At 57.7% G+C, this 21308-nt stretch carries 22 protein-coding genes and 1 tRNA gene; 11 read left to right on the top strand and 12 right to left on the bottom strand.

Translation table 11 applies throughout. The features are described from left to right. Positions 1–45: 45 nt before the first annotated feature. From pheP to ACOYA6_RS01260, 11 genes are all read right to left on the bottom strand, one after another. Positions 46–1434: a phenylalanine transporter gene (gene pheP / locus ACOYA6_RS01310; RefSeq protein ID WP_039032570.1), complete on the bottom strand. Its 1389-nt coding sequence runs from the start codon at positions 1432–1434 to the stop codon at positions 46–48. A 103-nt stretch (positions 1435–1537) separates the two neighbouring features. Further along, the gene (locus tag ACOYA6_RS01305; protein ID WP_422653881.1) at positions 1538–3499 is read right to left on the bottom strand and encodes a PhoX family protein; all 1962 of its coding nucleotides are present in this window, start codon (positions 3497–3499) and stop codon (positions 1538–1540) included. 118 nt (positions 3500–3617) lie between these two features. Further along, entirely contained in the window at positions 3618–5804 is a 2187-nt protein-coding gene (locus ACOYA6_RS01300; RefSeq protein WP_422653880.1) for a TonB-dependent receptor, read from the bottom strand. Positions 5805–5869: 65 nt separating this feature from the next. Continuing rightward, entirely contained in the window at positions 5870–6952 is a 1083-nt protein-coding gene (locus tag ACOYA6_RS01295; RefSeq protein WP_422653879.1) for a YncE family protein, read from the bottom strand. A gap of 554 nt (positions 6953–7506) precedes the next feature. Beyond that, a complete protein-coding gene (locus ACOYA6_RS01290; protein ID WP_422653878.1) occupies positions 7507–7737 on the bottom strand; it encodes a hypothetical protein in 231 nt (76 codons plus the stop codon). 137 nt (positions 7738–7874) lie between these two features. Further along, on the bottom strand, positions 7875–8009 hold the full coding sequence (locus ACOYA6_RS01285) for a hypothetical protein (protein ID WP_255296437.1): 135 nt from the start codon (positions 8007–8009) through the stop codon (positions 7875–7877). Between the two features lie 59 nt (positions 8010–8068). After that, positions 8069–8344, bottom strand: a complete 276-nt coding sequence (gene yahO / locus ACOYA6_RS01280; protein ID WP_422653877.1) for a DUF1471 family periplasmic protein YahO — start codon at positions 8342–8344, stop codon at positions 8069–8071. Between the two features lie 165 nt (positions 8345–8509). Continuing rightward, on the bottom strand, positions 8510–9355 hold the full coding sequence (locus tag ACOYA6_RS01275) for a hypothetical protein (protein WP_156126929.1): 846 nt from the start codon (positions 9353–9355) through the stop codon (positions 8510–8512). Between the two features lie 38 nt (positions 9356–9393). Then, positions 9394–9741 carry an HNH nuclease YajD gene (yajD, locus tag ACOYA6_RS01270; RefSeq protein ID WP_039032575.1) on the bottom strand — a complete coding sequence of 116 codons (348 nt, stop codon included), beginning with the start codon at positions 9739–9741 and terminating at the stop codon, positions 9394–9396. A 65-nt stretch (positions 9742–9806) separates the two neighbouring features. Further along, complete coding sequence (locus tag ACOYA6_RS01265) at positions 9807–11105, bottom strand: Fic family protein (protein ID WP_139564472.1); 1299 nt, start codon at positions 11103–11105, stop codon at positions 9807–9809. Positions 11106–11221: 116 nt separating this feature from the next. Next, a tRNA-Arg gene (locus tag ACOYA6_RS01260) sits at positions 11222–11298 on the bottom strand. Between the two features lie 223 nt (positions 11299–11521). Between ACOYA6_RS01260 and folD the strand changes: the two genes are divergently transcribed. The 5 genes from folD (at position 11522) to ACOYA6_RS01235 (ending at position 16067) form a co-directional block, all read left to right on the top strand. Next, the gene (gene folD, locus ACOYA6_RS01255) at positions 11522–12388 is read left to right on the top strand and encodes a bifunctional methylenetetrahydrofolate dehydrogenase/methenyltetrahydrofolate cyclohydrolase FolD (protein ID WP_039032577.1); all 867 of its coding nucleotides are present in this window, start codon (positions 11522–11524) and stop codon (positions 12386–12388) included. Position 12389: 1 nt separating this feature from the next. Then, the gene (gene ybcJ, locus ACOYA6_RS01250) at positions 12390–12602 is read left to right on the top strand and encodes a ribosome-associated protein YbcJ (protein WP_422653876.1); all 213 of its coding nucleotides are present in this window, start codon (positions 12390–12392) and stop codon (positions 12600–12602) included. A gap of 277 nt (positions 12603–12879) precedes the next feature. Further along, positions 12880–14379: a PTS transporter subunit EIIC gene (locus ACOYA6_RS01245; RefSeq protein ID WP_039032578.1), complete on the top strand. Its 1500-nt coding sequence runs from the start codon at positions 12880–12882 to the stop codon at positions 14377–14379. Positions 14380–14453: 74 nt separating this feature from the next. Further along, a complete protein-coding gene (gene malI, locus ACOYA6_RS01240) occupies positions 14454–15470 on the top strand; it encodes a Mal regulon transcriptional regulator MalI (RefSeq protein ID WP_039032579.1) in 1017 nt (338 codons plus the stop codon). 72 nt (positions 15471–15542) lie between these two features. Next, entirely contained in the window at positions 15543–16067 is a 525-nt protein-coding gene (locus ACOYA6_RS01235) for a metal-dependent hydrolase (protein WP_138369689.1), read from the top strand. 87 nt (positions 16068–16154) lie between these two features. Here the strand turns inward: ACOYA6_RS01235 and cysS are convergent, their stop codons facing one another. Then, a complete protein-coding gene (gene cysS, locus ACOYA6_RS01230) occupies positions 16155–17540 on the bottom strand; it encodes a cysteine--tRNA ligase (protein WP_422653875.1) in 1386 nt (461 codons plus the stop codon). Between the two features lie 172 nt (positions 17541–17712). Between cysS and ppiB the strand changes: the two genes are divergently transcribed. From ppiB to purK, 6 genes are all read left to right on the top strand, one after another. After that, complete coding sequence (ppiB, locus tag ACOYA6_RS01225) at positions 17713–18207, top strand: peptidylprolyl isomerase B (protein WP_039032582.1); 495 nt, start codon at positions 17713–17715, stop codon at positions 18205–18207. Positions 18208–18210: 3 nt separating this feature from the next. Next, entirely contained in the window at positions 18211–18933 is a 723-nt protein-coding gene (gene lpxH / locus ACOYA6_RS01220) for a UDP-2,3-diacylglucosamine diphosphatase (RefSeq protein ID WP_422653874.1), read from the top strand. A 143-nt stretch (positions 18934–19076) separates the two neighbouring features. Then, the gene (locus tag ACOYA6_RS01215; RefSeq protein ID WP_039032584.1) at positions 19077–19286 is read left to right on the top strand and encodes a YdgH/BhsA/McbA-like domain containing protein; all 210 of its coding nucleotides are present in this window, start codon (positions 19077–19079) and stop codon (positions 19284–19286) included. Between the two features lie 70 nt (positions 19287–19356). After that, a complete protein-coding gene (locus ACOYA6_RS01210) occupies positions 19357–19545 on the top strand; it encodes a hypothetical protein (RefSeq protein WP_139564468.1) in 189 nt (62 codons plus the stop codon). A gap of 170 nt (positions 19546–19715) precedes the next feature. Continuing rightward, on the top strand, positions 19716–20225 hold the full coding sequence (gene purE / locus ACOYA6_RS01205; RefSeq protein WP_039032586.1) for a 5-(carboxyamino)imidazole ribonucleotide mutase: 510 nt from the start codon (positions 19716–19718) through the stop codon (positions 20223–20225). Beyond that, complete coding sequence (gene purK, locus ACOYA6_RS01200) at positions 20222–21289, top strand: 5-(carboxyamino)imidazole ribonucleotide synthase (protein ID WP_039032587.1); 1068 nt, start codon at positions 20222–20224, stop codon at positions 21287–21289. The genes purE and purK overlap by 4 nt, the downstream gene beginning before the upstream one ends. Positions 21290–21308: the final 19 nt, after the last annotated feature.

Below are 21308 nucleotides of genomic sequence, written 5' to 3'. Positions count from 1 at the left end.
TCGCATTTATGCCCGGTAAGCGCAGCGCCACCGGGCAATAGCCGACTACTTCTTGCGCGACAGCTTAAACGCCGCAAACAGGAACAGAATCCACACCGGAAGCAGAATTGCCGAGGTGCGCATGCCGTCCATGGTGCACATCAGCACCAGGATCATCGCCAGGAAAGCGATACAGAGGTAGTTACCCGCCGGGTAGAGCAGCGCTTTGAACTGTGTTTCGCGCCCTTTGCGGCGCATCGCGGCGCGAAAACGCAGGTGTGCCAGGCAGATCATGATCCAGTTCAGCAGCAACGTTGCTACCACCAGCGCCATCAGCAGGCCAAAGGCTTCGTGCGGCAGCAGGTAGTTGATCAGCACCACCAGCGAGGTAATGCCCCCGGAGAGCAGGAGCGAGTTCACCGGCACGCCGCGACGGCTGACGCGGGTCAGGAACTTCGGTGCGTTGCCCTGCACGGAGAGGCCAAACAGCATCCGGCTGTTGGAGTAGACGCCGCTGTTATAGACCGACAGCGACGCCACCAGAATGACGAAGTTCAGCGCCGAGGCCACCAGGTTGCTGTTCAGATCGTGGAAAATCATCACAAACGGGCTGCTGTCAGATTTCACTTCCACCCACGGATAGAGCGCCAGCAGAACCACCAGCGAACCGATATAGAACAGCAGGATACGGTACACCACCTGGTTGACCGCTTTCGGGATGCTTTTATGCGGATCCCGGGCTTCGGCGGCGGTAATGCCAATAAGCTCCAGCCCGCCGAAGGAGAACATGATCACCGCCAGGGAGAGCACCAGCCCTTTCCAGCCGGTAGCGAGGAAGCCGCCGTGCTGCCACAGGTTGTCGATGGTCGCCCGCTCGCCGCCGTGGTCGGTGAAGAGCATCCACAGGCCAAAGCCGATCATGCCGATGATCGCCAGCACCTTGATCAGGGCAAACCAGAACTCCGTCTCACCGTACAGGCGCACGTTCACCAGGTTAACGGCGTTGATGATGATGAAGAACACCGCCGCCCAGACCCAGGTCGGTACGTCCGGCAACCAGTACTGCATGTAGATCCCTGCGGCGGTCAGCTCCGCCATCCCCACCAGCACGAACATCACCCAGTAGTTCCAGCCGGAGAGGAACCCGGCAAACGGGCCCCAGTATTTGTAGGCGAAATGGGCGAAGGAGCCGGATACCGGCTCTTCAACCACCATCTCACCGAGCTGGCGCATGATCAGAAAGGCAATAATGCCCGCAATGGCATAACCCAGCAGCACGGCGGGACCGGCCATCTGAATGGCGGGGCCGATACCGAGGAACAGCCCGGTACCAATTGCGCCGCCGAGGGCGATAAGTTGAATATGGCGGTTCTGTAAACCACGGTGGAGCGTCGGTGTCTGTTCCGACGCGGCTTCAGCAACACTTTTATCTGAAGCGGATGAGGCGTTTCTCACGGCCTGGCCCTGTCTCTTTTTATGGAAGGGGCACCTTTTAACACTTCAGACAGACGGGAGCAAGTTAAACGCCGGGCAGCGGTCGCTGCCCGGTGCGAGCGGATCACGACCCGATAATGCCGCCGTCCGCTCTGGTGATGACCACCGTCGAGGCGCGGGGGCGTCCGTTCGGGTTATTGTCCGGCCAGTTGGAGACGGCGCGCGGGTTTGCCGGGTCGGTAATGTCGTCCCCACCCTCGCCCGGATGCTGAATGTTGATAAACAGCGTGCGGTTGTCCGGCGTGAACGCGATGCCGGTGATTTCGCACCCGCGCGGGCCCGTCAGGAAGCGGCGGTACTCGTTGGTGCCCGGAATGGTCGCCACCATCTGGTTATTGCCCATTCCCTCGTAGGCTTTCTTATTAATGGTGCTGGAGGAGACGTCGGTCTGGATCCACAGCACGCCCTGATGGTCGAACGACAGGCCGTCCGGGCTGCCAAATTCGGCCCCCTTCATGCTGCCCTTCGCCTTCTCATCCGCGGTGTCCGTGCGCCCGGCCAGCACCAGGATGTCCCATTTGAAGCGTAACGCCGCCGGATCTTCGCCCTCTTCGTGCCAGTGCATGATGTGGCCGAAGGCATTACTGGCTCGCGGGTTGGCCGCGTCCACCGGCGCTTTGCCCTCTTTGCCGCGATCGCTGTTGTTGGTCAGGGTGCAGTAAACGCTGCCGCTGGCGTGCGGATCGACCGCAATCCACTCCGGCCTGTCCATTTTGGTGGCCCCCACCGCATCGGCCGCCAGGCGGGTTTTGATCAGCAGATCGCCCTGGCTTTCGAAGCCTTTGCTCTTGTCCAGCCCGTTCTGGCCGAAGACCAGCGGCAGCCACTCGCCGGAGCCGTCGTCGTTGAATCGGGCAACGTAGAGCGTACCAGCGGTCAGCAGCTGCATATTGGCGGCGCGATCGGCCGGATTGTATCTGTTGTCGGAGACAAATTTGTAGATGTACTCAAACTTCTGGTCGTCGCCCATGTAGGTGACCACGCGCTTGTCGGCGGCCAGGGTGACGGCGGCACCTTCATGCTTGAAGCGCCCCAGCGCGGTGTGTTTGCGCGGCGTGGAGTCCGGGTTGTAGGGATCGATTTCCACTACCCAGCCAAAGCGGTTCGGCTCGTTAGGGGTTTTATCGACGCTGAACCTGTCGTCCACTTCGCTCCAGCGGTAGGACTCATCGCTGTCGCTGATGCCGTAGCGCTTCTCCAGCGCGTTACGTTCGCCTTTCTTGACGAAAATATCCGACCAGTTCTCTTCGCAGGTCAGGTAGGTGCCCCACGGCGTGTGGCCGTTGGCGCAGTTTTGCATGGTGCCGAGCACCCTCTCGCCCTGCGGATCGGCGGCGGTTTTCATTAAGTCCTGCTGACGCGCCGGGCCGGTGAGCTGCATCGGTGTGTTGACCGTGATGCGGCGGGCAAAGCCGGAAGGACGCACCACTTCCCAGTCGCTGCCGTTCTTTTTCACCTCGATAACCGACACGCCCATGGCGTTCTGGCCTTTACGCGCTTTATCCAGGCTCCAGTTGGCGGTGCCGTCGGTAAAGAGCATGCCGTTGTCGATGTACTCATGGTTCATCGCCAGCAGGCCGTGGCCGGGGTTCTCTTCCCCCTGCGGCAGGCTAAACCACGCCATGCCGTCATGGTGCATGCCCGCCTGCGCTGCCTGTTCGTCGGTGGTGTTGCTGGCGTCAAATTTGAAGCCCGGCATTGCGCCCTTAATGCCGGTGGCATCGCCCCAGCGGTAGAAAGGACGCGCGACGTAGCCCTCGGGCACCCTGACCGTATCGTCAGTCGACACCGGAATGCTGGTAAAGCCGAGCGCGACCGCCTTGCTCAGGGCTGAAGGCCGGGAAACCGCGGCCAGGGCATTTTCAGACTTAAGCAGGAACGGGAAAGAGGCGGCGGCACCGGCAATGGCGCCCATCTGCAGGAAACGGCGGCGGGAGAGCACGCTGGAAAAGACCGGGTTAGCGCTGGAATTGCTGACATCGTCGCGATGTTCTTTTTTGAATACGGACTTAAGAGGTTTACCCACAATGGCTTCCTTTCTTCAGGCTAAGAAACGATAAAGTGGGAACACTATAAGTACAATTGATTACATTTTTATAACAGTCAGAAGGGGGGCATCCCTGCCCCGATAACAAGGGTCGAACTCAGAACTCGTAGCCGACAGAGACCTTAAAGGTGCGCGGCTCCCCCTGGAACAGGTAGGTGCCGCCGTCGTCCACGCTTGACCAGTAGTTTTCGTCGGTGATGTTTTCGATCCCGGCGCGAACGGTCATCTGGTTCTGGTCATTGTTGACCGCGAAGCGGTAACGCATGCCCAGATCCAGGGTGGTGTAGCTGTCCAGCTTCTTGCTGTTGGCGAGATCCGCATACTGCGAGCCGGAGTGGTTTACGCGGGCTGTGGCGGTCAGGCCGTCGACAGGCTTGATGTCATACTCTGCCCCCAGCACGCCGTAGAAGCTCGGGACGCCAATGGCGTCATTGCCCTGGTTAACGCCGTTGTTGGTTTTGGTCAGCTCCGCCTGCAGCCAGGTGGCGCTGGCGTTCAGACGCAGGCCCAGCACCGGCTCGCCAAAGACGTTCAGCTCCACGCCGCGGTTACGCTGCTCGGCATCCAGACCGTAGTGTTTGGTCTGGCTGTCGAGAATGGCGGACGGCATTTTGATCTCAAACAGCGCCAGCGAGCCGCCAACGCGACCGAAATCGGCCTTCACGCCCACTTCGTTCTGCTTAGAGTGGACGATCCCGGTGCTCTGGCCGTAGTTGGTGGCGGTGTTTGGCGCGGTTTTACCCGGCTGCAGCGCCTCGGTGTGGTTGGCGTACAGGGACACCGTTTCCCACGGTTTGTAGACCACGCCATAGGTCGGCATCCAGCGGCTGCCGTCGAAGCTGTCCGCCTCGTTTTCGTGACCGGTGATTTTGTTATAGCCGCGGATCACCACCTTCTGATGACGGGCCCCAACGGTGAACAGCAGGGTGTCATCCAGCACCCCGAGGGTGTCGCTCAGCAGCCAGCCCTGAGTGCGGGTGCGGCCGCTGGTCAGCGGATCGCTGTAGTTACCGCCGGAGCCGTTTAAGTTAGTGCTTGGCGGCGCGTCCACGCCGGTGTTGTGATAGATGTTGGTGACCGGGTTATCCTTCGCGGCCGACATCTTCCAGGCGATTTTCTCGTTTTTGCTCATCGCTGAGTAGCCGACGTTCACCTTGTGCGACACAAAACCGGTATCGAAGTTACCGCGGATGCCCGCCATGCCGCTCACGCTGTCGCTGATGCGGTTGGTATCGAGACGCGACGCGGTGGCTTTGCCGCTCTTGTCCACCAGCTTCGCACCGCTGTAAAGCCCCTCTTCATGGGCGTGCTGGGCACCCAGACCGGTGTAAGCCGTCCAGTTGTCGGTGATGTCGTACTCGCTGCGCCACATGCCGAATTCGTTTTCGATGTTGCTGTAGGCCCATTTCTGCGAGTAGTTACGATCGTTTTTCGGCGGCTCGGGCACGAAATCAACGCCGGAGATGTTGACCCCGGTTTCTGAGCCGTGGAAGGTTTTCATCTGATAACCCAGGTCCACGGAGCTGCGGAACTTGTCGCCCGCATAGTCCAGGCCGGTGGAGAGCAGCGTGGTGCGGCGGCGATCGTTGGCTACCGGGGCCTCGCCTTCACGGTGAACCACGTTGACGCGGGCGCCAAACTGGTCGTTATCGCCGAAGCGACGACCGGCATCCAGGGTGGTGCCAATCTGCGAATCGGAGGTGTAGTCGACGCCCACTTTCGCCTGCGGCGTAGCGCCCGCATGTTTCGGCTCAAGGTTGATCATCCCGCCCACGCCGGAGCTGGCTGCGCCGTTCATCAGGGAGTTGGCGCCTTTGAAGATCTCAATGCGATCTACCATCTGGGCGTCCACCACCTGGCGCGGCAGCACGCCGGAGAGTCCGCCGAAGGTCATGTCGTCCCCGTCGAACTTCAGGCCGCGAATGCGATAGCTCTCCGCGCTGTTGCCGTAGCCCTGCACGGACTGCACGCCCGCATCGTTTGCGACCACGTCAGCAATGGTGCGGGCCTGCTGATCTTCCACCAGCTTCGAGGTGTAGCTGATGATATTAAACGGTACGTCCATCGCATTTTGCTGACCGAGCATCCCCATGCGTCCGCCGTTTGCCACCTGGCCGTCCAGGAAGGCCGGTACCAGCTGGTCGCCGCCGGGTTTGAAGTCGCTGGCAGCGGACTGCACCACGATGGTCTCTTCTTTTTTGCTCTCCGCCGCGACGGCGGAATGGGCGATGGCGCCGATGGCGAGGGCCAGCAGCGTTTTGTTCATTTTTCCGGTGTTGTTCATGATTAACTCGTTCAAAGTTCGCGCAAAATGGCCCGTTGCCGGGCCTTAATTGTTATAAAAAACGTCTATTTCAGGGCGATACGGACAACGCTGTCCGGCCCGTTGGTGGAGTGATCTTTGTTGAACGCCTGTTTCACGGTGACGTACAACGTCTGACCGTCCGCCGACAGCAGCAGGCTGTTCGGATTCGGCGGCAGATCCCAGCTCTGCTTCACGGCATAGGTCGTGGCATCCAGGCTCAGCAGCTTGCCGCTTTCGCGCTGGGTGATGTAAAGCTCGTTGCGCTTAGCGTTGAACTTCACCGCCAGCGAATCGCCCACATCGAGCTGTTTAATGAGTGCCCCTGTGTGGATATCCAGCACCAGCGTGGTTTTGGCTTTTGAGTTGTCGGTGACGAACAGGCGACCGGTGGCCGGATCTTCCGCCAGGTTCAGCAGCAGGGCCGGTTTATCCCCGAGCGGCTTCCAGCGTTTTTCGATGCGGTTGCGCTCAGGATTAACAATCAGAATTTCACCGCCGCCGTTTGCCACATAGATACGCTGGGTTTGTTCAGACCACATCAGGCCGGTGACCCACTGCCCCGCGTTTTTGATGGTTTTTTTCAGCGTCAGGGTTTTGGCATCCACTACCCAAATCACCGCCGGATCGGCTACGCCGCCGATGTACAGGACGTCGTTATGCAGCAGAACCTGACGCGCGCCGTACGGGTAGCCCTCTTTGTTGCGCTCGGTAAACAGCAGGCGCTTTTTGATTTTGCCGTCTTCGGTGCTGATGGCGCTGATCCCGCCGTCCAGCGAGTTGGTGGCATAGAGGGTTTTACCGTCCGGGGAGATAGTGAGGGCGAAGTTTTTCAGATCGGTATGGCTGCGACCAATGGTTTTAAGGGTCGCCGGATCGAGCTTATACACCACCCCGCCCTGCACATCTTTAAAACCTTCCGAGCTGGCAACGTACAGCGCGTCCCCTTTCGGGCTCAGGACCATTTCGTACAGGCCGTCAGCCAGATCGCGTTTTACGACGTTGGTCTGGGCAGGGGCAGCAGGTTTCGGGGCTTCAGCAGCGGGTGCGGTTGTTGCGGTGTGTTGTGCAGCGCAGCCGCTGAGTGAGACGGCCACGAGCAGCGCCAGGGCGGACAATTTTTTGGTCATCAGGAACATCCTTTACCGTGCAAAATGTGAGGAGGACGCCTGCGTCGCTTATGTTTTGCGATTAGGTTTGTGGATTCAGGCCGTCAGGCCAGAGCAGCGTCTCCCGTAACGCTCAGTGTTCCGTGTGAAAAATGCATTCACTGTTGCTGCGGGAAAGTCCATACGCGCCCACAAACACTAAAGAGAATGAGAACTATACTCATTATCTTTATATGATCAAGTGTAAATATGGGCAACAAAGTAAAAAAAGGGTGAGAAATTACCCCCTTAATGGCGGGGTGTTATCCTTTGGTGCAATATATGACGGGGGAATTACTGTAGATAAAGTAATAGCTGTCCGCATTGGCAGGCAGGATATTCAGTCTTATTCCCCGCTCCCGGTGCTGAAAGAAATCCGGGACATAAGAAAGGTAATTTAATTTTTTCTTCGGCAGCACGTTGGTTTCGTCAGAGACCATGATCGTTTCGTCTCCTTCGCGCCAGTAACTGAACCCTACCTTATTACTGATCGCCACCGGCTGGGCATTCTCTTCGATATACTCTCCTGATGCGTCTTAACTCCCGACCCCATTATTAAACGAAAAGTTCATTACCGTATCGATTACCGCACCCTGTTCAACAATAATCACATGCGTCTCACAGCTAAAATTATTGCGCTGATAATGCAGATACCCGGCAACAAACAGCGGGGAAACGGCCAGCAGAAAAATAATGCTCCAGCGCATTGCTTTGTTATTCATTATCATAATAGGGCTGCCTGTAAAAAATAGAATCGCAGCGCGCATCGCGTTTTTCCGGCGCGCGATCGCAGATAATCACCGATATTCCAAGCTGAGCATGATTGAGGGTGATATAGGCCACATTGCCTTTATTGCAGTTTAATGGAAAGCGCTGCGACAGCGAGGCCCACGCTCTTTGGCTTTTATCGGTAGACCTCACAGCCGTCAATCGTACCTGTCAGGTGATAGCCAACAAATACCGGTTCAGCCTGTTTTATTTCAGGAAAGAGCACGGCGCAGGAGAGTAAAAAAATCGCCCCTGCCAGCCAGTAAAGCATGGACGGTCGCCAGATACGGGGTGTGCGCTGCGCCACCCCGCTACGGGGTGGCGTCAGAATTATTTTTTCTTGTAGATATCCGCGGTGCCGTGGATTTTGTTTTCCGTGTGCCCCGACGTCAGTACCAGTACGTCTGCACCTTTTTTATCCGCTTTTTCCGTCAACTCCTTTTTGGCATCTGAAACCGACACCTTGTTAGAGGTCGAAACCGTGCCAATTTTCGTGTACTGCGTTTCGACTTTTTTAAAGTCTTCCCGCGACAGCAATTCAGCAGCGAAAGCGCTGGAGGTGAACAACACGGCGGTACCCAGCAGAACAGCAATCGTCTTTTTCATAACCTGATCCCTTGTGATGAGTAAACGAGCAGCGATCGCCTCACTCTACAGCGTGAGGTTTAATCAGCATGGTGAACAAGCGCAGGAAAAGCCACGTTTCCGGGGAGTTTCTTTTATAACAGAGTGTTGCTTCACAAATACGGATAATCCGCGTTAACTGGCGGTTTAATTTTGGCGGGCCTGCAGCACAAACGGGGCGTGTTCTTGTTCAACCGGCGCGCTTTTCAGCACCGAAGGCTCAACGCCGGACAGCTCCGCCATCCCCAGCGCGGAGAAGACACCGCTGTTGATGACCTCATCCGTAAAAGGCACGTTCCCATTTTCCTGACGAATGATCGCCTTGCTTAGCGCAAGCAGGACCGGCGGAGAGGTCACATCCAGGCGGGTCGTGGGCGAGACGCCGAGGGCCTGGCTGACATTCTGAATATAGGCGGTGGTATCGTTGTTATCCTGCGGGGGCGCCCAGCGCGAGATAATTTTACTGATGGTATCCAGACCACGTCGCTGGTAGGAGAGCAGGTTAACGCCCAGCGCGCGGATGCCGTGCTCCGGCGTGGCGAAGGTGGCAAAGCGCCCGTCGGTGCCATTCTGACCCTGCCAGCTGAATGCCCAGCTGGCTTCGAGATTACCCGGGTTGTTATTGCGAATACCGCGAACGCTTCCGCCCGGTGCCGTCCACGACGGACCAGAGCGACCCTTTTTGTACTGCGACAGGCGGTTCATCAGCGCGAGTTGATTTTCGCTCCAGCCCTGGATGCGGGCGTACTGATCCAGCTGGCCAAACGAGGCTGGCGTGGCGGCAACGGCGGTCTGGCGGGTATCGGCGGCATGCAGCGTCGGGATCGCAGGCTGCGTTACGATCGGTTGCGACGCACTGGACATCTGCTGAAAGGAGGCCGGGACGCTGGTCTGGGACGCCCCGGAAGATGAGACCTGAGCCGATAGCGTCGCCACCTGCTGGGTGTTCACGCTCTGCTGCTGTACATAGTAATGCGCAATACCGGACATCATTCCCTCAACATACTTACCCGTTTTCAGCCCGGCTTGATTTACTTCTTCTTATTCAACATCGATTTCAGATCGGCAAAGGGGTTATAGGTGGCTTCACCTACATCTTTTTGCGCATCTTCACCCGCCACCACGGTTGTCCCGTAGATGTCGGCCTCGGTGTACTTCGAATGCTCGTGATCGTGACAGAACAGACACAACAGCTCCCAGTTACTGCCATCTTCCGGGTTGTTGGTATGGTCATGATCGATATGGTGAACCGTCAGCTCGCGCAGGTTTGAGTAAACAAACTCCCGCGAGCAGCGTCCGCATACCCATGGATAAATTTTAAGGGCTTTTTCACGGTAGCCGCTTTCCAGCCGCGCGTAGTTTTTGGGGATCAGAGCCATTGCCGGTGTTACCTGTCAGAAGGAGACGAGAATGCCCCTACTATATCGCAGAATGGAACCGAAGGTTAAACGAGGTTTCGCGCGATTTTGTAAACCGTTTTCTGATCGTTTGCCGCGGTTTCCTCAGCCAGCCCTTCACGCACCAGGGCGCGTAAATCTTTACGAGCGGTATTATCGGATATCCCCAGCGCCTCGCTGACGTCTGCGGCGGTATAGGCCGTTGTCGATGTTGCCAGCATGATATTCAGCAGCGTGATCTGGCGGGACGTCAGGCGCGATAAGGCCCGCGATTCGAACAGGAACCGCTCAATGTTTGCCGCCCGGGTGACCAGGCCATCAACATGCTGCAGAAGCCGGTCCAGCGCGCGGCGGACGATGCCGGTCTGGTACTCCAGAAAATAGGTCAGATCCATGCCGTCCGTTTCCGTGTACTGGTAACTCTGGGCATATTTCACCGGGGCGGCATGCAGCAGGCTGCTTACCGAGATGTATTTAAACGCCTCGTAACCCGATTTCAGCATAAACCAGTAAAACAGCGCCCGGCTGGTGCGCCCGTTTCCGTCCCGGAAAGGATGCTCGTGGGCGATCATGAAATGCAGGACGCAGGCTTTCACCAGAGGGTGTACATAGTCCGTGCTGCTGTTCACCCAGTCACAAATGCCCTGCAGGCGGGCCGGGAGTTGGTCTGCCGCTGGCGGCTGATGGATCACGTTGCCGTCGTAATCGGCAATCACAACATCGTTTGTCGTGCGGAACTCGCCGGGCTGATACTTCGCATCGTTAATCCCCTCCATCCCTGTCGCATGCATACGGCGGATAAGCTCTGGTGTAAGGGGCTCATTCAACCATTCAGGGATTGCTGCCATCAGCCGCGCATTACCGACGATCATATGCTCGCCTTCGGTACGCGGCGCACGACCGGAGCCCAGCATGTTTCTGGCCACCAGCGTGGTGGTATTAGCCCCCTCCAGCTGCGAGCTGGTGATCGGTTCATCGAGCTGGAGCTGGATCAACGCCGCTCCCGCGCCACGCAGGCGGTTTATCAGGCTATCCAGCGCCAGACCGGTGGCCTGTTTATCTACCCTTTCGCAGGTGGCGAAGAGGGCGGAGGTGAGCACGAATCCGGCCTGATCACCCGCCTGGTTACGGTAATCGATTCGCTGCAGCGCGGCATCGCGGGCGCGACGCGTCAGGGTCCAGGCAAGCGCCACGTTCTCGCGCTGGGATACCCGGTGTCTGAATGCATCAAAGGGAAGATACCGGCCTTTGTCGTCAGTGGTGCGTGCATATTGCTGATGGGCAGCAATATCGGCTCCCGTCAGAAATTCCAGAGGTATCAGACCGGGAGGACGTTTAATGGCCATGATTAAACTATCTCAAAATATCCAATATTTGAGATAGTTTAACGCAGAGATGTGAAAAAGCACATGACGCAGAATCAATAAAAGTGAAAAGTCTGGGGGAGAAAACGGTGTTTGAATGGCACGCCCTAAAGGATTCGAACCTTTGACCTACGGCTTAGAAGGCCGTTGCTCTATCCAACTGAGCTAAGGGCGCACGGAGAAGAAGAAACTTCGCAGTGGTGAAGCGCGTGGAATTATACGGTCAACTCAGGTTGAGTCAATGCATTTTAGTACAATCCTCTTGTAGTTCATACCCATGCCCCGCAACAGGACCGCTTAACAGGAAAATCCGCAAAGTGTGACTGACAGCAGCGCGCGCTTCTGACAAAATATGCTCATCCCCCCTTTCACTCCTTACAGACGGAATCTTCTCTCTGATGGCAGCAAAGATTATTGACGGTAAAACGATTGCGCAGCAGGTGCGCTCTGAGGTTGCGGAAAAAGTGGCAGCACGTCGGGCCGCTGGAAAACGCGCTCCCGGGCTGGCCGTTGTGCTGGTCGGCAGCAACCCGGCTTCACAAATTTATGTCGGCAGCAAACGTAAAGCGTGCGAAGAGGTGGGCTTCCTCTCCCGCTCTTACGATCTGCCGGAAACCACCTCAGAAGCAGAGCTGCTTGAGCTGATTGATACCCTGAACGCCGACAAAGAGATCGACGGCATTCTGGTTCAGCTGCCGCTGCCTGCGGGCATCGACAACGTGAAGGTACTGGAACGTATCGCGCCAGACAAAGACGTCGACGGTTTCCATCCGTATAACGTGGGCCGCCTGTGCCAGCGTGCGCCTCGCCTGCGTCCGTGTACGCCGCGCGGCATCGTCACCCTGCTGGAGCGTTATAACATCGACACCTACGGCCTGAACGCCGTGGTCATTGGCGCCTCCAATATCGTCGGTCGCCCCATGAGCATGGAGCTGCTGCTCGCCGGCTGCACCACCACCGTTACCCACCGCTTTACCAAGAATCTGCGCCAGCACGTCGAAAATGCCGACCTGCTGATCGTGGCGGTCGGTAAGCCGGGCTTTATTCCGGGTGAGTGGATTAAGGAAGGGGCAATTGTCGTGGACGTGGGGATTAACCGTCTCGAGAGCGGCAAAGTGGTCGGCGACGTGGTGTATGAAGATGCCGCCGCACGCGCCTCTTATATCACTCCGGTTCCGGGCGGCGTAGGCCCGATGACCGTAGCAACACTGATTCAGAATACTTTGCAGGCATGCGTTGAGTATCACGACGTAGAGGAAGCGTAAGATGGCGACATTTTCATTAGGTAAACATCCGCACGTTGAGCTGTGCGATCTGCTGAAGCTCGAAGGCTGGAGCGAAAGCGGCGCCCAGGCCAAGATCGTTATTGCCGACGGTCTGGTCAAGGTTGATGGCGTGGTAGAAACCCGTAAGCGCTGCAAAATCGTTGCCGGGCAGACCGTGAGTTTTGAAGGTCAGAGCGTTACTGTCACCCCCTGAGTGACCTGGCACGCCCGGCGGCGCTTCGCTTGCCGGGCCTACATGAGTCGGTAGGCCGGGTAAGGCGCCAGCCGCCACCCGGCAATTTTCCTCAACATTCCCCCACCCCTATCGCGGTTAATTATCGATCAACTTCAAATAATCACTATTTCATCTGTTGAAATGTGAAAATTAAGTTGCGCGAATTTCAGGCTTTCCTCACGATAAGTAGAACGTTCTACTAAAACGTTCTACTCACTATAATAGCGCTCACAGAGCGTACTCGGGGGAAATCAGCATGGGTCTGATGTCAGGGTTTGTTAAATCGTTGTCAAAACTGTCGATGATTGGTCGCGCGTTAATGCTGCCGATCTCGCTGCTTCCCGCTGCGGGCCTGCTGCTGGCTTTCGGCGATAAATTCCATCTGCCGCTGATGATGAACGCGGGCGGCGTTATTTTTGATAACCTGCCGATGCTGTTTGCCATCGGCTCGGCCGTCGGTCTGGCATCTGAATCCGGTATCGCGGCGCTGTCGGCGGCGGTGGCGGTGTTCGTCACCAACATCACCATCGGCACCGTGCTCGGCATCACGCCGGAGATGGCCTCCCAGGGCGGGAAATACGCCATGGTGGTGGGCATCCCGACGCTGCAGATGGGCGTCTTTGGCGGCCTGCTGTGCGGGATCCTCGCCGCGTGGTGTTATAACCGCTTCCACACCATGCAGCTGCCGGAGTTCCTCGGCTTCTTCTCCGGGAAGCGTTTTGTCGCCATTGCCACGGCGTTCCTGGCGTTTGTGATGGGTCTGCTGCTGCCGTACGTCTGGCAGCATATCCAGGCCGGTATCGACGCGCTGTCGGTGATTGTGAACGGCGATAACCAGGCAGCCTCGACCTTTATCTTCGGTCTGGTGGAACGCGCGCTGATCCCGCTGGGTCTGCACCACATCTGGTATCCCTCCTTCTGGTACTCGTTCGGGGATTACACCACCCAGGCGGGCCAGGTGATCCACGGCGACCAGACCATCTGGTTCAAGATGCTGGAAGAAGGGGTGAAATCCTTCAGCAGCGACACCTATCAGAACGCCGGTAAGTTCATGCAGGGCGAATTCCCGCTGATGCTGTTTGCCCTGCCTGCGGCCTGTCTGGCGATGTACCACGAAGCGCACACCAAAAACAAAAAGATTGCCGCCGGTATCCTGTTCTCTGCGGCGCTGACCTGCTTCCTGACGGGGATCACCGAGCCGGTCGAGTTCACCTTTATCTTCGTGGCGCCAATCCTGTATGTCTTTAACGCCATTATGGCGGGCCTGGCGTATATGACCATGTACCTGCTGCATGCGCACATCGCCAAATCCTTCTCCGCTGGCTTTATCGACTACCTGTCGTTCGGGATCCTGCCGTCGTTTAACGGCTATCAGACCAACTTCCTGAACGCCATTATCATCGGTATTCCGATGGCGCTGATTTACTACTTCACCTTCCGCTTCGTGATCCGTCGTTTCGACGTGAAAACGCCGGGCCGCACCGACGTGACGGCCAACGCGGATGATAAAACCGACACCGAAATCGCCACCGAGATCATCGGCCTGCTGGGCGGGGCGCAGAATATCGACTCTGTGGGCTCCTGCATCACCCGTCTGCGTCTGGAAGTGGCGAAAAGTGACATGGTGGATAAGGACGGTCTGAACGGCCTCGGCGCGCGCGGCGTGGTCTTTGTCGGCGACTCCGGTATTCAGGTTATCTTTGGCGCCCGGGCGCAGTTTATCGCCCAGACGATGTCGACCATGATCGGTAAATAATAAGCTGCCTGACCGACACGTCTCCTGTACTCTTACGGGAGGCGTTGTCTTATCAGGCATTTCAGGGAGAAGATGTGAAGAAGGTCAGCATCATAGATGTCGCCAGAGAGGCAGGGGTTTCGGTTTCTACCGTCTCGCTGGTTCTGCGTCAGAAAGGAAAGATCTCAGAGGCGACGATTGAAAAAGTCCACGCCGCCATCACCGCCCTGGGCTACGTGCATAACGTGGCCGCCGCCAATCTTCGCGCCAACACCTCCAATCTTATCGGCCTGATCCTGCGCGATTTCAGCGACAGCTTTTCCATAAAAGTGATGGCCAGCATCGTCCAGGAGCTGGAAAAGCAGGGCTATATGGTCTTTCTCGGCCAGCCGCTGAACGACGGCGAGCACCTCGAGCGCTGCCTGCTCTCCTTCAAACAGCAGGGCGTCGCCGGGGTGATCTATCTGGCTTCCGATACGCGTCATGCCGCGCTGCCGGCGCTGATCCGCCAGTGCCCGCTGCCGCTGGTGGCGGTGTCGCAGTCGCTGCTCAACGAAACCTGCAATCTGGTGATGCGGGATAATCGCCAGGCGGCGCATCTGGCTACCCGCTATCTGATTGAGCGCGGCCATCGCAATATCGCCTATATCGGCGGCAGGGAGGGAGATCTGATCCGCGAGCAGCGCCTGCTGGGCTTTCGCAGCGCGATGACGCAGAACGGGCTGGTGTTCCGCGACGAATCCGCCCCCGCATGCAGCGACGATACCCAGGCGGTGAGCTTCGCCACCCGCCAGCTGCTGGAGAAAAACAACACCATCACCGCCCTGCTCTGCCACTCCCCGGATGCGATGATCGGCTCTATCTCCGGTATTCATCACGTTGGCCGCACGGTGGGGAAAGATGTCTTTCTTACCCAGCAGGTAGCGCTGGTGGGGTTTGAGGATATGCTGCACGTTAATCTCACCTCCCCGTCGTTTACCTATGTCTCCTCCGCCAGCGAAGAGACCGGGCGTCAGGCGGCGGGGCTGATGATCCGCCAGCTGAAAGAGCCTGAGCTGCAAACCCAGCGCATTACCCTCTCCGGACAGCTTGTCGCGCGGGAATCGGCATAATTCAGATTTCCTCCGGGACCTGAGTTCAGCGGCGCTCTGCTATATTTCCATGATTTGCCATGGATAATCACTATGCCAACCATCATTACCCACGCCGCCGTACCGATCTGCCTCGGTCTGGGGCTGGGCACCCGGGTTATTCCCCCTCGCCTGCTGTTCGCCGGGATCGTTCTCGCCATGCTGCCGGATGCCGACGTGCTCTCATTTAAGTTTGGCGTCGCCTACGGAAATATTTTTGGTCATCGCGGGTTTACCCACTCGCTGCTGTTTGCCTTTGTGGTGCCGTTACTCTGCGTGCTGGCCGGGCGACGATGGTTCCGGGCGGGGCTGATGCGCTGCTGGCTGTTTTTAACCCTGTCGCTGCTGTCGCACAGCCTGCTGGATTCGGTGACGACGGGCGGGAAAGGGGTCGGCTGGCTGTGGCCGTGGTCGGATGAACGCTTCTTCGCGCCGTGGCAGGTGATTAAGGTCGCGCCCTTTGCCCTCTCACGCTATACCACGCCGTACGGGCATCAGGTGATTATCTCGGAGCTGCTGTGGGTATGGCTGCCGGGGGTGGTTGTGATGGGGATGTTGTGGTGGAAGCGTGCGCGCTGATGCCCTCACCCCGGCCCTCTCCCACAGGGAGAGGGAGAAAACCGGCTTGTAGGCCCGGCAAGCGAAGCGCCGCCGGGCGTAACAAACTTACTTACGGCGCCAGGTCGTACCCTGCGGGCCATCTTCCAGGATAATACCCATCTCGGTCAGACGGTTACGCGCGGCATCGGCAGCGGCCCAGTCTTTCGCCTGACGCGCTTCCAGACGCGCTTTGATTAACGCTTCAATCTCCGCGACTTCGCCGTCATCCGACTGCGCACCGCTCTGCAGGAACGCTTCTGGCTCCTGCTCCAGCAGGCCCAGCACGCCAGAGAGTTTACGCATATGGGAAGCCAGCGCGTTCGCGGCGTGCGCATCTTCACCTTTCAGGCGGTTCACTTCACGGGCCATATCGAACAGCGCAGAGTAGGCTTCCGGGGTGTTGAAGTCGTCGTTCATCGCTTCGATGAAGCGGGCTTCAAACGCCTCGCCGCCGGCCGCTGGCACGGAGGTGTCGGTGCCGCGCAGGGCGGTGTACAGACGCTCCAGGGCAGAGCGCGCCTGCTTGAGGTTCTCTTCGCTGTAGTTCAGCTGGCTGCGATAGTGACCGGACATCAGGAAGTAGCGGATGGTTTCGGCATCGTAATACTTCAGCACGTCACGCACGGTGAAGAAGTTGCCCAGCGATTTAGACATCTTTTCGCGGTCAATCATCACCATGCCGGAGTGCATCCAGTAGTTCACGTATTCGCCGTCATGCGCACAGGTGGACTGGGCGATTTCGTTTTCATGGTGCGGGAACATCAGGTCAGAACCGCCGCCGTGAATATCAAAGTGGTTACCCAGCTGTTTGCAGTTCATGGCAGAACATTCAATGTGCCAGCCCGGACGGCCCGCGCCCCACGGGGATGGCCAGCTTGGCTCGCCCTCTTTGGACATCTTCCACAGCACGAAGTCCATCGGGTTGCGCTTCACGTCAACCACGTCCACGCGCGCCCCGGCCTGGAGCTGATCCAGATCCTGACGGGAGAGCTGGCCGTAGTGCGGGTCGGTCGGCACGTCGAACATCACGTCGCCGTTGTCCGCCACGTAGGCATGGCCTTTGGCAATAAGCTGTTCGGTGATCTCAATGATCTCCGGAATATGGTGCGTTGCGCGCGGCTCGAGGTCCGGGCGCAGGATATTCAGCGCGTCAAAATCCTTGTGCATTTCGCCGATCATGCGATCGACTAAGGCGACGAAGTTTTCGCCGTTTTCGTTAGCGCGCTTAATAATTTTGTCGTCAATATCGGTGATATTGCGTACATACTTAAGGTTGTACCCGAGGAAACGCAGGTAGCGCGAAACCACGTCGAAGGCGACAAAGGTACGGCCATGGCCGATATGACAGAGATCGTAAACGGTAATACCACACACGTACATGCCGACTTCCCCGGCATGAATAGGTTTGAATTCCTCTTTTTGGCGCGTCAGTGTGTTGAAGATTTTTAACATCGAAGATTCCATGTGAGACGTGTGTGGGTGAAAACGGCATATTCTAATGGTAATTCAAACCGGAAGCAGCAAGTAATGCAAGGTGATCGCGCGTTGCGGTTATGCTATAACAAGCGCTTATTGTGGCCCCTGGCGGGGTCGAAGCACCACTATAACGGAACAGGATGCAAAAATGGTTACTTTCCACACTAATCATGGCGATATCGTAATCAAAACCTTTGATGACAAAGCGCCTGAAACAGTTAAAAACTTCCTGGACTACTGCCGCGAAGGTTTCTACGACAACACTATTTTCCACCGTGTCATTAACGGCTTTATGATCCAGGGCGGCGGTTTTGAACCTGGCATGAACCAGAAAGAGACCAAAGCGGCGATCAAAAACGAAGCGAACAACGGTCTGAAAAACACCCGCGGTACCCTGGCAATGGCCCGTACTCAGGCGCCACACTCTGCCACCGCGCAGTTCTTCATCAACGTAGCAGACAATGACTTCCTGAACTTCTCCGGCGAAAGCCTGCAGGGTTGGGGCTACTGCGTGTTTGCTGAAGTGGTTGAGGGTATGGACGTAGTTGACAAGATCAAAGGCGTTTCTACCGGCCGCAGCGGCATGCACCAGGACGTTCCAAAAGAAGACGTTGTGATCACAAGCGTGACCGTCAGCGAATAATTCGTGGCGACACTCTTTATTGCAGATCTGCATCTGCAAACAGAAGAACCGGCGATTACCGCCGGTTTTCTGCGTTTTTTACAGGGTGAAGCCCGCCACGCCGACGCGCTTTACATCCTGGGCGATCTGTTTGAAGCCTGGATTGGCGATGACGATCCGAACCCGCTGCACCGCGACATAGCGAGTGCGCTTAAAGCGCTGGTCGACTCCGGCGTCCCCTGCTTCTTTATCCACGGCAACCGCGACTTTCTGCTGGGCAAGCGCTTCGCCCGTGATTGCGGCATGACCCTGCTGGCGGAAGAGACCGTCCTCGACCTGTATGGCCGTAAAGTCCTGATCATGCATGGCGACACGCTCTGTACCGACGATACCGGCTATCTGGCATTTCGCGCCAAAGTGCACACCCCCTGGATCCAGACGCTGTTTCTCGCCCTGCCGCTGTTTATCCGCAGCCGTATCGCCGCAAAAATGCGTGCCGGCAGCAAAGCCGCTAACAGCAGCAAATCAATGACCATCATGGACGTGAACCCGCAGGCGGTGGTCAGCGTGATGGAAAAGCACCATGTGCAGTGGCTGATCCACGGCCATACCCATCGCCCGGACGTCCATCATCTTACCGTAAACGGCGAACCCGCTCAGCGCGTGGTGTTAGGGGCCTGGCACACCGAAGGCTCGATGGTCAAAGTCACGCCTGAAGGTGTGGAGCTTATCGCCTTCCCGTTCTGAAATCCCTGCCCAGAAATTATTCAAATTTTTTGAACTCTCTCCGCAAATTGTTTTGATTTTAATCACACTCTGGTCGGCCTATGATTATTCACATCAGGGCAACAACGCCCTATCCCAAACAAAACAGCTTAAGGAACACGACCATGAAATCCATCAAAACTTTCGTTGCAGTTGCCGCTCTTTCTCTGATCTCTTTCGGTTCTTTCGCCCAGAGCGTGAGCGCTACCGCCTCTACCCTTGACCGTGCAGAAGCGAAAATTGCCGCTCAGGCCGCAAAAGAAGGTGCTGCTTACAAAATCACCAGCGCCCAGTTCGACAACCGCGTGCACATGACCGCTGAACTGACTAAATAATTTGCCCGATTGCCGTGCCGCCAGATAAGAGCCCAGCGACAGCGACAATACGATGAAAAAGGAAAAGAGAATGAAAACTATCAGTATCGTCAGCGCCCTGCTGCTGGCCGCTTCATTGTCCTCTGGCGCGATGGCTGCAGAGCACCACTTCTCCGCCCCGGAAGCGGGTTCGAATATCGACACGGCGGTGCATCAGAATCATATTGATGTGAACCATGCTTTCGACAAAGAGAACCTGACCGCAGGCAATCTGCTGTAAGCCGTAAAGCAGACTGTAAAAAGACCGCCTTTTGGCGGTTTTTTTATTGCATAAAGCGACAGACTTTGGCGGAAGTTTTAGCCGCGCAACCGTTTTCCTTGCCTGTAGATCGTGCTATTCTCTGTGGCCTCAAAAGCCGAGAGTTGTGCACCACAGGAGTTTTAAGACGCATGTCTTCCAGCAATAATCCGGCGCGTGTCGCCATCGTAATGGGGTCCAAAAGCGACTGGGCTACCATGCAGTTCGCCGCCGAAATCTTTGACATCCTGAACGTTCCTCACCACGTTGAAGTGGTCTCCGCGCACCGCACCCCCGATAAACTGTTCAGCTTCGCCGAAGGCGCAGAAGAGAACGGCTATCAGGTAATTATTGCCGGTGCCGGCGGTGCCGCGCATCTGCCCGGCATGATTGCTGCAAAAACCCTGGTGCCGGTGCTCGGCGTCCCGGTTCAGAGCGCAGCCCTGAGCGGCGTCGACAGCCTCTACTCCATCGTGCAGATGCCGCGCGGCATTCCTGTTGGTACGCTGGCCATCGGTAAAGCGGGCGCTGCCAACGCCGCCCTGCTGGCCGCACAGATCCTCGCAACCCACGATAAAGCACTCCATCAGCGCCTGGCGGACTGGCGTAAAGCCCAGACCGACGAGGTGCTGGACAATCCCGACCCGCGAGGTGCGGCATGAAGCAGGTTTGCGTCCTTGGTAACGGCCAGTTAGGCCGTATGCTGCGTCAGGCCGGTGAACCGTTGGGGATCACCGTCTGGCCGGTTGGGCTGGACGATGAACCTGAAGCCGTGCCGTTTCAGCAAAGCGTCATCACCGCAGAGATTGAGCGCTGGCCTGAAACCGCCTTAACCCGCGAGCTGGCGCGTCACAACGCCTTCGTCAACCGCGACGTCTTTCCGATCATCGCCGACCGCCTGACGCAAAAACAGCTGTTTGACGATCTGCATCTCGCCACCGCGCCGTGGCAGCTGCTGACCGAAAAAGGCCAGTGGCCGGGCGTGTTTGACACGCTGGGCGAGCTGGCGATCGTCAAGCGTCGCGTGGGCGGCTACGACGGCCGCGGCCAGTGGCGTCTGCGCGCCGGTGAAACCGACCAGCTGCCGGACGAGTGCTACGGCGAGTGCATCGTTGAGCAGGGCATCAATTTCAGCGGCGAAGTGTCGCTGGTCGGTGCCCGCGCCCACGACGGCAGCACGGTTTTCTATCCCCTGACCCACAACCTGCATCAGGACGGTATTCTGCGCACCAGCGTAGTCTTCCCGCAGGCGGACGCAGCCCAGCAGGCGCAGGCTGAAAGCATGCTCTCTGCCATCATGCAGGAGCTGGGCTACGTGGGTGTAATGGCGATGGAGTGTTTCGTCACGCCGGAAGGTCTGCTGATCAACGAGCTGGCACCGCGCGTGCACAACAGCGGTCACTGGACGCAAAACGGGGCGTCCATCAGCCAGTTTGAGCTGCATCTGCGCGCCATCACCGGGCTGCCGCTGCCGAAGCCGGTGGTGAACAGCCCGTCGGTGATGATCAACCTGATCGGCACCGATCTGAACTACGACTGGCTGAACCTGCCGCTGGTGCACCTGCACTGGTACGACAAAGAGGTGCGCCCGGGTCGTAAGGTCGGCCACCTGAACCTGAACGATACCGACACCGCGCGCCTGAGCGCCGCGCTGGACGCTATCGTGCCGCTGCTGCCGCCAGAGTACGCCAGCGGTATTGCCTGGGCGCAGTCCGCACTCAGCTAAGCCTCACCGCCGGGGAGTT

It is taken from the genome of Leclercia barmai, from assembly GCF_049312895.1.
Taxonomy (GTDB): Bacteria; Pseudomonadota; Gammaproteobacteria; order Enterobacterales; family Enterobacteriaceae; genus Enterobacter; species Enterobacter barmai.
Note: the sequence above shows the minus strand (reverse complement) of the source record. Positions and strands in the feature narration are given on the sequence as shown.

Excerpts from the sequence above, each read along its gene's own strand:
- ACOYA6_RS01265 (WP_139564472.1), bottom strand. The coding sequence starts at position 11,105 with ATGGCCATTAAACGTCCTCCCGGTCTGATACCTCTGGAATTTCTGACG.
- yahO (WP_422653877.1), bottom strand. The coding sequence starts at position 8,344 with ATGAAAAAGACGATTGCTGTTCTGCTGGGTACCGCCGTGTTGTTCACC.
- yajD (WP_039032575.1), bottom strand. The coding sequence starts at position 9,741 with ATGGCTCTGATCCCCAAAAACTACGCGCGGCTGGAAAGCGGCTACCGT.
- ACOYA6_RS01215 (WP_039032584.1), top strand. The coding sequence starts at position 19,077 with ATGAAATCCATCAAAACTTTCGTTGCAGTTGCCGCTCTTTCTCTGATC.
- ACOYA6_RS01300 (WP_422653880.1), bottom strand. The coding sequence starts at position 5,804 with ATGAACAACACCGGAAAAATGAACAAAACGCTGCTGGCCCTCGCCATC.
- ACOYA6_RS01235 (WP_138369689.1), top strand. The coding sequence starts at position 15,543 with ATGCCAACCATCATTACCCACGCCGCCGTACCGATCTGCCTCGGTCTG.
- ppiB (WP_039032582.1), top strand. The coding sequence starts at position 17,713 with ATGGTTACTTTCCACACTAATCATGGCGATATCGTAATCAAAACCTTT.
- ACOYA6_RS01275 (WP_156126929.1), bottom strand. The coding sequence starts at position 9,355 with ATGATGTCCGGTATTGCGCATTACTATGTACAGCAGCAGAGCGTGAAC.
- ACOYA6_RS01210 (WP_139564468.1), top strand. The coding sequence starts at position 19,357 with ATGAAAACTATCAGTATCGTCAGCGCCCTGCTGCTGGCCGCTTCATTG.
- ACOYA6_RS01285 (WP_255296437.1), bottom strand. The coding sequence starts at position 8,009 with ATGCTTTACTGGCTGGCAGGGGCGATTTTTTTACTCTCCTGCGCCGTG.
- purK (WP_039032587.1), top strand. The coding sequence starts at position 20,222 with ATGAAGCAGGTTTGCGTCCTTGGTAACGGCCAGTTAGGCCGTATGCTG.
- cysS (WP_422653875.1), bottom strand. The coding sequence starts at position 17,540 with ATGTTAAAAATCTTCAACACACTGACGCGCCAAAAAGAGGAATTCAAA.
- ACOYA6_RS01295 (WP_422653879.1), bottom strand. The coding sequence starts at position 6,952 with ATGACCAAAAAATTGTCCGCCCTGGCGCTGCTCGTGGCCGTCTCACTC.
- purE (WP_039032586.1), top strand. The coding sequence starts at position 19,716 with ATGTCTTCCAGCAATAATCCGGCGCGTGTCGCCATCGTAATGGGGTCC.
- ACOYA6_RS01290 (WP_422653878.1), bottom strand. The coding sequence starts at position 7,737 with ATGCGCGCTGCGATTCTATTTTTTACAGGCAGCCCTATTATGATAATG.
- ybcJ (WP_422653876.1), top strand. The coding sequence starts at position 12,390 with ATGGCGACATTTTCATTAGGTAAACATCCGCACGTTGAGCTGTGCGAT.
- folD (WP_039032577.1), top strand. The coding sequence starts at position 11,522 with ATGGCAGCAAAGATTATTGACGGTAAAACGATTGCGCAGCAGGTGCGC.
- ACOYA6_RS01245 (WP_039032578.1), top strand. The coding sequence starts at position 12,880 with ATGGGTCTGATGTCAGGGTTTGTTAAATCGTTGTCAAAACTGTCGATG.